Below are 12,987 nucleotides of genomic sequence, written 5' to 3'. Positions count from 1 at the left end.
GCCATAAGGTCCGCCGGGTCTGCAGGATAAGGCACCGTTCCCCATCGGCCCCTTATCCCAAAAACAAGGAGCCCCCGGCCTGGCCGGGAGGTCTCCGGCAGAAGAACAGGGAGGGAGCGTTCATGTTCGCGGACAATCCGGCTCTTTTGGGCCTGACGACCATTGTGTTCGGGGTCGGTGCCTGTCTCGGATATTTTTTTCTGTCGAACCTGTTTCTCGACAAGGTGCTCTTTCCCGCCTCCGGGCCGAATGCCGGGCGGAACATCAACCGGGCGAACATGATCCGCCCCTGGTTGTTCCTGTTTCCAGCCCTGTTCGCCCTTGCGCTCTACCTGGCCTATCCCGTCTTTGAAACCTTGCGCCTGTCGCTGACCGACCGGGATCAGGGCGGCGCCTTTGTGGGCCTGGCCAATTACCGCCAGATGATGGATGAGCCCAAATTCTGGGAAGCGGTGCGCAACAACATGCTCTGGCTGATCGTCGTTCCGGCGGTCTCGACCGCGTTCGGCCTGCTGGTGGCCCAGCTCACCGACCGCATCAGCTGGGGCAACCTGGCCAAGTCCCTTATTTTCATGCCGATGGCGATTTCCTTTGTCGGGGCATCGGTCATTTTCAAGCTGATCTATGACACCCGCCCGGAAGACCAGAACCAGATCGGCATTTTGAATGCCATCTGGCTGAAGCTGGATGGCGGGATCGGCTCCATCCTGCTGCTGCAGGTGTTGCCGTCGGTCCTGCTGATTGGCTTTGCAATTGTGGTGGCCTCCGTTTCCTGGTCGTTCGTGCGCGCGATTGTGGCACAGGGGGAGGACATGTCGGTCTGGCTTCTGCCCTTGCGCCTTCTGGTCGCCGGCGCCGCGCTCTGGCTTCTTTATGTGTCGCTCACCTCGCTTGTGAGCCTTTGGATTGTCGAACTTCCCTACGGCGCACCGCAGACCTGGCTGACCCTGCCATTCTGGAACAATTTCTTCCTGATGGTGGTGCTGATCTGGATCCAGACGGGCTTTGCCATGGTGATCTTGTCCGCGGCGCTGCGCGGCATTCCGGAGGAAACCGTGGAGGCGGCCATTGTCGACGGGGCCAATCCGTTTCAGATCTTCTTCAAGATCAAGGTGCCGCAGATCATGGGGACCATCGTGGTGGTCTGGACCACGATCACGCTGACGGTTCTCAAAGTGTTCGACATCGTCTTTGCCATGACCAACGGCCAGTGGGAGACCCAGGTTCTGGCCAACTACATGTATGACAAGCTGTTCCGCGCCAATGACTGGGGCGTCGGTTCGGCCAGCGCGATCGTCATCATGCTGCTGGTGACCCCGATCCTTGTCTGGAACGTCTATAATGCGCGCAAGGAGATGAAGTGATGGGTCGCATTGCCGGCAAGAAGTCGAGCCTGACCTGGGCCGTTCACCTCTCAGTTCTGATCCTTGTGCTGCTGTGGCTGTTTCCAACCGTGGGCCTGTTTGTGTCCTCTTTCCGCACCGCGGACCAGATTTCCAGTTCGGGCTGGTGGGCTGCCCTGTTCCCGGCCGAACAGAACGAGGTTTACCGGGCCGCCGACCCTGATGACCACCGGGTGGCCGACGGGGACGGTTATGTGGTGCGCGGCACCATCTTCGACGGAGCTCCGCGTGAGATCCTGGCTTGGGGTGTCTCCTCCCGGGCGGTTGATGCCTATCAGCCCGGCGATGTGGCTGAAATGAAGGGCGGGGAAACCGTCACCTTGAAGGATGATGGCAGTTATGTCTGGCGCGGGTCGGACAAACAGCTCTCCGGGCGGGGGCAGCGGATCTTCATAACTGCGACCGTGCCGCCGGATTTCACCCTGGACAACTACCGTACGATTCTGTTTTCCGGCACGGGCCAGGACAACATGGCCAAGGCTTTCTTCAACACGCTGACGGTGACAATTCCGGCAACGATCATTCCCATTGTCGTTGCTGCCTTTGCTGCCTATGCGCTGGCCTGGATGGAGTTTCCCGGTCGCGCCCTTCTGATTGCGGCCGTGGTCGGATTTCTGGTCGTGCCTTTGCAGTTGGCGCTGATCCCGCTGTTGCGTTTGCATCTGGGGATCGGGATCGGCAAGGGGTATCTTGGGGTCTGGCTGGCGCATACGGCCTTCGGCATGCCGCTCGCGGTCTATCTGCTGCGCAATTACATGGTCGGCCTGCCGCGCGATATCATCGAGAATGCGAAGGTGGACGGGGCGACGGATTTCCAGATCTTCACCCGCATCATCCTGCCCTTGAGCTTTCCGGCGCTGGCCTCCTTTGCCATCTTCCAGTTCCTGTGGACCTGGAACGATCTTCTGGTGGCCAAGGTGTTCCTGATCGATGCAACTGGCTCAACCACGGTGATGACCAACCAGATTGTCGAGCTTCTGGGCACACGGGGCGGCAACTGGGAAATCCTGGCGACGGCCGCCTTTGTGTCCATTGCCGTGCCGCTCGGCGTGTTCTTCGCGATGCAGCGCTATCTGGTGCGCGGGCTCCTGGCGGGCTCGGTCAAATAATATGAACAAGATACGAACTGGGGAACCGCAGGCATGACCTCCTTGTCCTTGAAGAATGTCAGCAAGTCCTATGGCGAGGTTGAGGTTCTGCGCAACATCGATCTGGAGATCGAAAAGGGCGAGCTGGTCGTCTTTGTCGGCCCGTCCGGTTGCGGCAAGTCGACCCTTTTGCGCATGATAGCCGGACTGGAAAAAATCACCGGCGGCATGCTTGAAATCGACGATGTTGTGGTCAATGACGTGCCGCCCGCCCAAAGGGGCATTGCCATGGTGTTCCAGTCCTATGCGCTTTATCCGCATATGACGGTCTATGACAACATGGCCTTTGCTTTGAAACTGGCCCACAAGTCCCGGGAGGAAATCGACCGGGCGGTGCGCAGCGCTGCGGAAACCCTGCAGCTGACGAAGTTTCTCGACCGGCTGCCCAAGGCCCTGTCAGGGGGGCAGCGCCAGCGGGTGGCCATTGGCCGGGCCATTGTGCGGGACCCGAAGGTGTTCTTGTTTGATGAGCCCTTGTCCAATCTGGATGCGGCCCTGCGTGTAGCGACCCGGATCGAGATTGCCCAGCTGAAGGAAAGCATGCCGGACAGCACGATGATCTACGTCACCCACGACCAGGTGGAGGCCATGACGCTGGCCAGCCGGATCGTGGTGCTGCATGGGGGCAATGTGGAGCAGTTCGGTGCGCCGCTGGAGCTTTACGAGCGTCCGGCCAACACCTTCGTGGCCCAGTTCATCGGCTCACCTGCCATGAACCTTGTGGAAGCGGTTGTCACCGGCACCGGAGAGACGACCGCCGTGCAGATGCCCGATCAGGGCCATGCACAGGTGCCGATTGCGTCCCGGGACGCGGATCTGAATGCAGCGGTGAAAGTGGGGGTGCGGCCGGAAGACCTGCAGCTGACAGACGGTGACAATTATCTGGTCTCGGCCACAGTGGAGATCGTGGAAGCCCTGGGCGAGACCACAGTGCTTTATTTCGCGCGCCGTGACGGGCAGGACGCTTTCATTGCCAAATTGCCTGGCATACAGAAGATTGCCAAGGGCACCGAACTTCGCCTGGCGGCCGCTCCGGACAAGCTGCATCTGTTTGACAGTGCGGGCAAGTCGTTCCTCTACCGGTAGGCCCGGCAGGTCATCTGTCTCAGTGAGCCCGGCGCTTTAGCGTCAGAAAACTGGCGAACCCGGCGCGGCAAAACTGTTTGAGGTGGCTGCGCAGCAGGGCCACCCGGCCAGTGCATAGGCTGGTCTTCACCTTCCCTCTGAAAATGTCATATCATTTTCATATGAACGTCGAATAAGGTTCATATGAAAATGATTTATCGCTTCTGCGAAGTGATCGTGTTCACGTCACTGCGGCGTGCCTGACTCAGCCTAGCCTTCGGTCTGGGAGCAACGGGTCAAAAGGTATTCGGAATTGGGATCTATGCTGGGACAGGTGGATATATCAAAACGTCAGGCCGAGATTGCCGATCTCGTGCAAGAGACGGGCTTCGCCTCTGTTGAGGAATTGGCCGAGCGGTTCGAGGTGACAACCCAGACGATCCGCAGGGATGTAAACGGCCTGTGCGAACAGGGTATCCTGCGCCGGACCCATGGCGGCGTCGAGCCGCCAGCCCCAGCCTCCAACATCCATTATTCCACCCGCCAGATCCTGAAACTGCCGGAAAAGCAGCTGATCGCACACCTGGTGGCCAGCAAGGTCGAAAACCAGCAGTCCTTGGCCTTTTCCATTGGCACAACGCCGGAAATCGTCATGCAGGCGCTGAGCAGCCATGAGAATCTGGCCATCTTCACCAACAATCTGAATGTGGCTTTTACGGCTTCCAGCAACCCGACCTTTCAGGTGACTATTGCCGGGGGGCGCCTGCGCCATGGCGACCGGGACATTCTCGGATCTGCCGCTCAGGCGTTTTTCTCCAACTACAAGGTCGATATCGGCATCTTTGGTGTTGCCGGGGTGGATGAGGACGGCACTCTGCTCGATTTCCATGAGGATGAGGTAGCCGCCCGCCAGTCGATCCTGGCCAATTGCCGCAAATCCTATCTGGTGCTCGACCGTAGCAAGTTCGGCCGCAATGCCCATGTGCGCGGCGGGCATTTGCGGGATGTCGATGCCATTTTCACTGACCGGCCGGTGCCCGGTGCCTATCTGGACAATCTGGACGGATCGGCAACCGAGGTCTTTGTGGCGGTTGAAGGGGCCCGGACGTGATGGCGGACACCAGTCTGGCGGCCGCCGGGAAACCCATTTCTCTTGAAGAGGTCTCGCGCATCTGGGACGAGGTCGTGGCGGTGGACGCGCTGTCGATTGATATTCCGGCGGGTTCGTTCACGGCGCTTCTGGGGCCATCCGGCTGCGGCAAGTCCACCACCTTGCGTATGATTGCAGGGCTGGAAAGCGTCAGCAAGGGGACCATCCTGATCGGCGGCAGCGACGTAACCGGTCTGCCGTCTCCCAAGCGCGACCTGTCCATGGTGTTCCAGTCTTATGCGCTGTTTCCCCATCTGAGCGTTGCGGAAAACATCATTTTCGGGCTCAAGGTCCGCCGTGTCGGCCGGGCCGAACGGGACACGCGTCTCAAGAAGGTGGCGGATCTTTTGGGTCTGTCAGGCCTTCTGGACCGCAAGCCGGGCCAGTTGTCCGGCGGCCAGCAACAGCGTGTTGCCCTTGGCCGGGCGATTATCGGCGAAAAGCCGATCTGCCTGATGGATGAGCCCCTGTCCAACCTGGATGCGAAACTGCGGCATGAAATGCGCCTTGAAATCCGCGCTCTTCAGCAACAGCTCGGGTTCACCATGGTCTATGTGACCCATGACCAGGTGGAAGCGATCACCATGGCCGACCAGGTGGTGCTGCTCAATCAGGGGCAGCTGGTGCAGGCGGCTGCGCCCCGGGAGCTTTATGAGCGCCCGGCCAATCCATTCGCGGCAAAATTCATCGGCACGCCGCCCATGAACCTGTTTCCGGCAAATGCGCTCAAGAAACTGTCGACTGCGCCGGATTTCCAGCTCGGCCTGCGCCCGGAGGCCATGTTTGTTGAAGAGGGCGGACCGGTTACCGCCAAAATCCGGGCTGTGGAATATCTGGGGGCGGATGTTCTGGCCGATTGTGTTGTCGCGGACACCTCGTTTCAGGTGCGTCTGCCGACCACACGGCCTGTCCAGCCCGGTGAGACGATTGACCTCGGCTTTGCGCCGGAAGCGCTTCATGTTTTTGACGCCGATACGGGCCGGCGCCGGGATGACCTTGTTTTGGAATTTGGAACGCGGCTGCGTTCCTGACCGACTGCGCGCGCCTGCGTAGACCAGCCGCAATGATGCGGATGTTCAAACCTTAGGAAGTGAATGGATGTTGAAGTCGACTTTCCTGAAGGCCGTTGCTGCAACGGCGCTTACTGTCAGCACCTGGGCGTCTGCTCAGGCTGTTGATCTGCAATTCTATTTCCCCGTCGCTGTTGGCGGCAAGGCTGCCGAGACCATCCAGGAGCTGACCGACGCCTATGTCGCCCAGAACCCGGATGTGACCATCGACGCCGTTTATGCCGGTTCCTACCAGGATACGGTCGCCAAGGCGATCACCGCCGCGCGCGGCGGCAACCCGCCCCAGCTCTCCGTGATCCTGTCCACCGACATGTTCACGCTGATCGATGAAGACCTGATCACCCCCTTTGATGACTACCTCACGGAAGCCGAAGACAAGGCGTGGCTGGGCGGTTTCTATCCGGCTTTCATGGAAAACAGCCAGACCGGCGGCAAGACCTATGGCATCCCGTTCCAGCGCTCCACGCCGGTCCTTTACTGGAACAAGGAAGCGTTCAAGGAAGCCGGTCTTGATCCGGAGGTTGCCCCGGCAACCTGGGATGACATGGTTGAATTCGGCAAGAAGCTGACCAAGACCGACGCCAGCGGCAATGTCACCCAATGGGGTGTGCGCATTCCGTCCTCCGGGTTCCCCTACTGGCTGTTCCAGGGCCTTGCCATTGAAAACGGCGCGACCCTCGCCAATGCGGAAGGCAACCAGACCAATTTTGATGATCCGAAAGTGGTCGAAGCCCTGCAATATCTCGTTGACCTGAGCACCAAATACAAGGTCATGGCGCCGGGCATCATCGAATGGGGTGCAACACCGAAAGCGTTCTTTGAAGGCCAGACGGCCATGATGTGGACCTCCACCGGCAACCTGACCAATGTGCGCAACAATGCGCCGTTCGAGTTCGGTGTGGCCATGCTGCCGGAAAAGGTCCAGCGCGGGGCACCGACTGGTGGCGGCAACTTCTATCTGTTCAAGGGCGCGTCCAAGGAACAGAGCGCGGCAGCCGTGAAATTCGTTCAGTGGATCACGGCTCCGGAACAGTCCGCCAAGTGGACCATTGCCACCGGCTATGTGGCGCCGCGTCCGGAGACCTGGGACACGGACACGATGAAAGCCTATACGGCTGACTTCCCGCCGGCTCTGGTGGCCCGGGACCAGCTTGACTATGCCAAGGCGGAACTGTCCACCTACCAGAACCAGCGTGTTGTGCGCATCTTCAACGATGCCCTGGCTGCTGCCATCACAGGCACCAAGGATGCGGCCACGGCTTTGAAAGATGCCCAGGCTGAAGCCGACGCCATTCTGGCCGAATACCGCTAGGCGGCTCTGAGACGCGGAGCGCCGGGCTTTGATCCGGCGCTCTGTCCCTGGCCTTTACAGGCTTTGACTTTTAAAAAAACCGGGCTGTTGACATGCGCGCTGTGACGGTGAAACGGGAATGGATCTATGGCTGGCTGCTGTTGCTGCCGGCAATGGTGTTTCTGTTTGCCTTCACGCATATTCCCGCTGTTGCGACTCTGATCAACAGTTTCTATTCCACACCGCGCGGGCGCCGGGCTGCCAAGTTCATCGGGCTCGACAATTACGAGCGCATGCTCCACGACCCGGTCTTCTGGAAGGTCTTGTGGAACAATGTCTGGTTTGCCGCCGGCACGATCCCGCTTTCCATCGCCCTGGCCATTGTCATGGCCCTTTGGGTGAATGACAGGCTGGCCGGACGGTCTTTCGTGCGCATGGCCTATTTCACCCCCACGGTGCTGCCACTGATTGCGGTCGCAAATATCTGGCTGTTTTTCTATACGCCAGGTTTCGGTCTGTTCGACCAGATCACGGGCACCCTGTTCGGCTGGCCCGCCAGCAACTACCTCGGCAGTCCTGACACTGCGCTCAATGCCATCATTGTCGTCACGGTCTGGAAGGAAGCCGGTTTCTTCATGATCTTCTATCTGGCTGCCCTGCAGGCCATCCCGGTGTCTTTGAAGGAAGCGGCGCAGATTGAAGGGGCCGGGCGCTGGACGGTGTTCTGGCGGATCACTTTTCCCCTGCTCATGCCGACGACCCTGTTTGTCAGTGTGAATGCGGTGATTAATTCTTTCCGTCTGGTGGACCACATCTTCATTCTGACCAATGGCGGTCCGGACAATGCCTCCGCTCTGCTGCTCTTCTACATCTATGAGGTGGCGTTCCGCTTCTGGGAGACGGCCTATGGGGCCACCCTGACCGTGGCTCTGCTGTTGCTGCTGTCGCTGCTGGCGATTGGCCAGTTCTTCTTCTTTGACCGCAAGGTACATTACAAATGACCGGCGCTTCTCAGATTGTTGACCGGGCCCTGAACACGGTGGCCGCCTGGGCCTTGGCGATCCTGTGGGTGCTGCCGCTCGCCTATGCGGTCTGGACCGCCATTCATCCGGCGGCCTATGAAGCCCGGTTCGATCTCTTCGCGCCGCTGACGCTGGACAATTTCGCCAGCGCCTGGGCTGCGGCCCCCTTTGCGCGGTATTTCTTCAACACCTTTGTGCTGGTTACGATGATCCTGGCCGGGCAGTTTTTCCTGTGCACATTGGCCGCCTATGCTTTTGCCCGTTTTTCCTTCCCGGGCCGCAATCTTTTTTTCGCATTGGTGCTGCTGCAGCTTCTGGTGATGCCGGACATCCTGATGGTCGAAAACTACCAGACCATGCGCCTGCTGGATCTGGTTGATACGATCCCGGCGATTGCGCTGCCCTATATCGCCTCCGGCTTCGGCATTTTTCTGCTGCGCCAGACCTTCATGACCATTCCGAAGGAACTGGACGAGGCTGCACGCATTGAAGGCGCCTCGTTTCTCGGTGTCTTGTGGAAGGTCTATATTCCGCTCGCCAAACCGACCTATCTTGCCTACGGGCTGGTCTCCGTCAGCCACCACTGGAACAATTTCCTGTGGCCGCTGATTGTTACCAACTCGGTGGAAACACGGCCGGTCACCGTTGGTCTGAGCATCTTTTCTGCCATTGACAGCGGCATTGAATGGTCGGTGATCAATGCGGCGACTCTGATGACCTCAGGTCCGTTGCTGATCGCCTTTCTCCTGTTCCAGCGCCAGTTCGTTCAGAGCTTCATGCGCGCGGGCATCAAATAGCCGGGTGATCCTGTTTTGGGCAGGGCTTCTGCCTGTGCCTTTCCCGGTCCTGATGCCAAGCTCACCTAAAAAGGCCCCTGAGGCCACGGCATGAATGCGTTCCGCCGTGTCGCGCCTCCTGAACGATGCCCCACATCGCCCTGTGACACGCTCCTTGCACATCGTTCTCAGGACACGCTCGAATAGGATCTTGTTGGGTGAGGGGGGGGACGAGTGGTTGCCGGAATTGACCCGGCCCCGTTTCATGCTATGAACACACTCCGCTTTTAAATGGATTTAAATCCCGGAAAAGCCGGGGTTCTCAATCTGAAGTTTCAGGTGGTTTCAAAGGAGAGCTGTTGTGTCGAAAAGGTTTCTGGCCGTTGGAGAATGTATGGTCGAGATGGCGCCGACCGGCCAGGGAACCTATGCCATGGGCTTTGCCGGTGACACGCTGAATACCGCCTGGTATGCGCGCAAATGCCTGCCGGCCGGGTGGACGGTTGGATATGTAACAGCCGTTGGACAGGACCAGGTGTCGGACCGGATGCTCGCCTTTCTGGAAGAGTCGGACCTTGATGTTTCGGCGATCCGCCGGATGGAGGACAGGACGGTTGGCCTCTACATGATCCAGCTGAAAGACGGCGAGCGCAGTTTTGCCTATTGGCGGTCTCAGGCAGCGGCCCGCTGTCTGGCGGAGCAGGCTGATTTCTTGCACAAAAGCTTTTCCGGTGCCGATCTGATCTATTTCAGCGGTATTACACTGGCCATTTTGCCAGACGCGGACCGGCAGATCTTTTTTGAGGCTCTGGCAGCGGCCCGCCGGGCCGGAGCCAGGACAGCGTTCGACCCCAATCTGCGGCCGCGTCTTTGGGAGAACGCGCAGACGATGCGGGCGCGTGTGAGGGAGGCGGCCAGCCATTGTGACCTTGTCATGCCGTCCTTTGAGGATGAGCTGACTCATTTTGGCGACGCAAACGCCGAGGAAAGCGTGGACCGGTATCTTGCGGCCGGAGCAGGCATGGCCGTTGTCAAGAACGGCCCGCAGGAAGTGATCTGTGCCTCAAAAACTGAACGGCAGAGGTTCCAGCCAGCTCCAGTTCAAACCGTGGTCGATACAACAGCAGCGGGGGACAGTTTCAACGCAGCCTTCCTGGCGGACTATCTGGTTAGCGGGTCCGTGTCCTCCAGTGTGGCGGCCGGAGCGAAACTGGCTGGAACCGTGATCCAGCACCGGGGCGCGCTGGTGGACTGCATCGAGACGGTTTAAAGACCTTTATTTTAAAACTGCGAGTGAGTGCGCGCCTAGTTAAATTTACTTATAGTATAATTATAGAAATTTTGAAATAAAGTGAGCATAATTGCTTATTTTATTGGGTCGATCTCATGTGTTTCGTTAATGTTTCTTTTGGTGCTTGATTTTAGATTAAGGAAAAATTCTTTGAAAGACTAGCTTTCTCCTTGAGGAAGGAGACATGAAGACATGCGACTTTCCAAAAAGATTCCCGCTTTGGTGGCCGGCGTAGCTGCGGTCGTTGGTATTGGCATCGGAGTTGCCAGTTACATGACATCGGCCGCCAGCATAGAAGAGCTTACCAGACAGCGTCTTCTGGCAGCGGCGGAAACCGGATCTGATGAAATCCGGTCCTATCTGGAAACGATTGAACGTGAGCTCGTGTTGATTGCGGAAAATCCGGGCACAGCTTCGGCTGTCGAAGCGTTTTCCAAGGCCTGGCAGGAGATGTCTGCTGCGGGAACCGATATGGAGGCCGAGCTTCAGCGGGCCTATATCTCGGACAACCCCCACCCGACAGGCGAGAAAGACAAGCTCTATGCTGCAGACAGTGGCTCTTCCTATGATGCGGTGCATGCCCGCTTTCATCCCTGGTTTCACAAGCTGCAGCAGGATGAAGGTTTTTATGATGTCTTCCTCTTCGACACCAAGGGCAACCTGATCTATTCCGTCTTCAAGGAACTGGACTACGCCACCAATTTTGAGGCAGGCGGGGGCAAATGGGCGGACTCCGATCTCGGGGAAGTTTACCGGGACGCGATGAAAATCACGGCACATAGTGACGTGGCCTTTGAAGATTTCGCGCCTTATGGCCCCAGTGCGGATGCGCCGGCCAGTTTCATGGCACATCCGGTGATCGATGGGAACAACAAGACGATTGGGGTTCTGGCCTTCCAGATGCCGGTTGACAAGATCAACGAACTGATGCGCCACAATTTGGGTCTGGGCAAAACCGGTGAGCTTGTGCTGATCGGTGAAGACGGTCTGATGCGCAACGACAGCAGCTATACGCCTGATGTCAACGACATTCTGGAAACCCGGATCGAAGGTCCGATTGTGGACGAGGCCAAGGCCAAGGGCCAAAGTTTCGGCTATGCGCAGATGCACCGTGGAGAGCTGATGGATGCCGAAGCCATCCGGTTCGAGTATCGCGGCAATCACTATCTCCTTTTGGCCATACAGGCCTATAGCAAAGCGATTGCGCCGGTGATTGACATGCGCAACCGCATGTTCCTGGTCGGGAGCCTTTTGATCGCTGTTGCAGCCTTTGTTGGGCTCTTCGCAGCCCGCATGATCACAACGCCCATTACCGGGCTTGTGGATGTGATGGCCCGGCTTGCGGGCGGGGATGTGAAGGTGGATTTGGCCGGCGCGGAGCGTGCGGACGAGATCGGCGATATGAGCCGGGCGGTCCAGGTGTTCAAGGACAACGCCATTGAACGCCGGAAACTGGAAGCCTTTGCCCGGGGCGACCGGGACAAGGAACGCCAGCGGCAGAAGTTCCTTGAAGAATTGATCAACGGTTTCAAGGGGACCATGTCCGAACGGCTGGAAACCGTCGCAGACCAGATGGGCAGGATGCGCCAATCGGCGGACACGCTCGGCGAACTTGCGAACAATGCCAGTTCGGAAACGGATCAGGCTGGCTCTGCCTCCAGAAACGCCTCTGAAAATGTTGCCGCAGTTGCGGCTGCGACGGAGGAAATGACTGCGACCGTTCAGGAAATTGCCAACCAGACCGAGGCGACCACCCGGATCGTTACGGAGACGGTGGAAGCCGCAGAGGCGAGCAACCAGAATGTTCAGACCCTGTCGGAGGCAGCCGAACACATTGGCAGCGTCGTCAATCTGATCCGTGATATCGCCGAGCAGACCAACCTTCTGGCCCTGAACGCGACGATTGAGGCAGCGCGGGCTGGCGAAGCCGGGCGTGGCTTTGCCGTGGTTGCGTCCGAGGTCAAGGAACTGGCCGAACAGACCTCCAAGGCCACCGATGAGATCTCCGGCCAGATCACGGGCATCCAGACTTCCGTAAAGGACGCGGCGGGGGCCATTGGTCATATCGGTGAGAAGGTTGAGGAAATCCGGTCTCTGACCAGCTCTGTCGCCGGAGCCATTGAAGAACAGCGGGCTGCCAATCAAGAGATTGCCCGCTCTGCAAGATCCGCCAGCGAGAGTACTGGAGAAGCAGAAACCGGCATGGCTTCCGTGTCCGGCGCGGTGCTGCAGACGGCGGAGGAAACCGGTGCGGTCAAAACCGCCTCCGACCTGGTGTCCGATGCCAGCACCCTCCTGTCAGAAGAGGTGGAACGGTTCCTGAGCGCTGTCACACGGGATGTGGAAGACCGGCGCGGCGCAGCCCGAAAGGCGGTTTCGGACAATGTGACGCTCACGCGCAAGAATGGCAGCATTCATTCAGTTCAGCTCGGTGATGTCAGCCGGACCGGTGCCTTGATCCAGGTTCAGCAAGGGTTGGAGATCGGCGAAAGTATCACTTTGGACTTTGATGACGGTAGCCAGCTGCAGGCCAGGGTCGTCCGGCAGACGGATACGGGCTGCGGGGTGGAGTTCACGAGCGCTCTTGCAGAAGACCACATTCTGATCGCCGCTTAGGGGCTTCCGGAAAAAACGCGGTTTGCGCCAAGGCGGCAAACTGGTGGCCGGATAGCACGCGCAGTTGCCCATGGCCTCTTTGATGCTCCGTTTCCGTTCGACGGCGCAGCGCATCGCGCGACCCGGTCTGGTTGACCGGGTAATGCGCTGCAACG

The 12,987-nt window shown here is 58.8% G+C and carries 10 protein-coding genes; all 10 read left to right on the top strand.

Annotated elements, in window-relative coordinates:
- The first annotated feature begins 122 nt into the window (after positions 1 to 122).
- Positions 123 to 1,364: a carbohydrate ABC transporter permease gene (locus ACXAH0_RS13970; protein ID WP_475192208.1), complete on the top strand. Its 1,242-nt coding sequence runs from the start codon at positions 123 to 125 to the stop codon at positions 1,362 to 1,364.
- A complete protein-coding gene (locus tag ACXAH0_RS13965; RefSeq protein ID WP_475173831.1) occupies positions 1,364 to 2,512 on the top strand; it encodes a carbohydrate ABC transporter permease in 1,149 nt (382 codons plus the stop codon). The genes ACXAH0_RS13970 and ACXAH0_RS13965 overlap by 1 nt, the downstream gene beginning before the upstream one ends.
- A gap of 33 nt (positions 2,513 to 2,545) precedes the next feature.
- On the top strand, positions 2,546 to 3,637 hold the full coding sequence (locus ACXAH0_RS13960; protein WP_475192206.1) for an ABC transporter ATP-binding protein: 1,092 nt from the start codon (positions 2,546 to 2,548) through the stop codon (positions 3,635 to 3,637).
- 301 nt (positions 3,638 to 3,938) lie between these two features.
- Positions 3,939 to 4,727, top strand: a complete 789-nt coding sequence (locus tag ACXAH0_RS13955; protein ID WP_475192202.1) for a DeoR/GlpR family DNA-binding transcription regulator — start codon at positions 3,939 to 3,941, stop codon at positions 4,725 to 4,727.
- Positions 4,727 to 5,797 (top strand): ABC transporter ATP-binding protein, encoded by a 1,071-nt coding sequence (locus tag ACXAH0_RS13950; protein ID WP_475192200.1) that lies wholly within the window; start codon positions 4,727 to 4,729, stop codon positions 5,795 to 5,797. Before ACXAH0_RS13955 ends, ACXAH0_RS13950 begins: the two co-directional genes overlap by 1 nt.
- 67 nt (positions 5,798 to 5,864) lie before the next feature.
- Positions 5,865 to 7,148, top strand: a complete 1,284-nt coding sequence (locus ACXAH0_RS13945) for an ABC transporter substrate-binding protein (protein WP_475173837.1) — start codon at positions 5,865 to 5,867, stop codon at positions 7,146 to 7,148.
- Between the two features lie 92 nt (positions 7,149 to 7,240).
- Positions 7,241 to 8,128, top strand: a complete 888-nt coding sequence (locus ACXAH0_RS13940; protein ID WP_475192197.1) for a carbohydrate ABC transporter permease — start codon at positions 7,241 to 7,243, stop codon at positions 8,126 to 8,128.
- The gene (locus tag ACXAH0_RS13935; protein ID WP_475192195.1) at positions 8,125 to 8,946 is read left to right on the top strand and encodes a carbohydrate ABC transporter permease; all 822 of its coding nucleotides are present in this window, start codon (positions 8,125 to 8,127) and stop codon (positions 8,944 to 8,946) included. The genes ACXAH0_RS13940 and ACXAH0_RS13935 overlap by 4 nt, the downstream gene beginning before the upstream one ends.
- Positions 8,947 to 9,286: 340 nt before the next feature.
- Positions 9,287 to 10,195 (top strand): sugar kinase, encoded by a 909-nt coding sequence (locus ACXAH0_RS13930; protein ID WP_475192193.1) that lies wholly within the window; start codon positions 9,287 to 9,289, stop codon positions 10,193 to 10,195.
- A 213-nt stretch (positions 10,196 to 10,408) separates the two neighbouring features.
- Complete coding sequence (locus ACXAH0_RS13925) at positions 10,409 to 12,832, top strand: methyl-accepting chemotaxis protein (protein ID WP_475192191.1); 2,424 nt, start codon at positions 10,409 to 10,411, stop codon at positions 12,830 to 12,832.
- Positions 12,833 to 12,987: the final 155 nt, after the last annotated feature.

Source organism: Roseibium sp. AWQ4_290 (assembly GCF_056160985.1).
The sequence above is the reverse complement of the archived record's forward strand: the minus strand, read 5'-3'. Positions and strand labels throughout refer to the sequence as shown.

Excerpts from the sequence above, each read along its gene's own strand:
- ACXAH0_RS13965 (WP_475173831.1), top strand. The coding sequence starts at position 1,364 with ATGGGTCGCATTGCCGGCAAGAAGTCGAGCCTGACCTGGGCCGTTCAC.
- ACXAH0_RS13960 (WP_475192206.1), top strand. The coding sequence starts at position 2,546 with ATGACCTCCTTGTCCTTGAAGAATGTCAGCAAGTCCTATGGCGAGGTT.
- ACXAH0_RS13945 (WP_475173837.1), top strand. The coding sequence starts at position 5,865 with ATGTTGAAGTCGACTTTCCTGAAGGCCGTTGCTGCAACGGCGCTTACT.
- ACXAH0_RS13940 (WP_475192197.1), top strand. The coding sequence starts at position 7,241 with ATGCGCGCTGTGACGGTGAAACGGGAATGGATCTATGGCTGGCTGCTG.
- ACXAH0_RS13925 (WP_475192191.1), top strand. The coding sequence starts at position 10,409 with ATGCGACTTTCCAAAAAGATTCCCGCTTTGGTGGCCGGCGTAGCTGCG.
- ACXAH0_RS13955 (WP_475192202.1), top strand. The coding sequence starts at position 3,939 with ATGCTGGGACAGGTGGATATATCAAAACGTCAGGCCGAGATTGCCGAT.
- ACXAH0_RS13935 (WP_475192195.1), top strand. The coding sequence starts at position 8,125 with ATGACCGGCGCTTCTCAGATTGTTGACCGGGCCCTGAACACGGTGGCC.
- ACXAH0_RS13950 (WP_475192200.1), top strand. The coding sequence starts at position 4,727 with ATGGCGGACACCAGTCTGGCGGCCGCCGGGAAACCCATTTCTCTTGAA.
- ACXAH0_RS13970 (WP_475192208.1), top strand. The coding sequence starts at position 123 with ATGTTCGCGGACAATCCGGCTCTTTTGGGCCTGACGACCATTGTGTTC.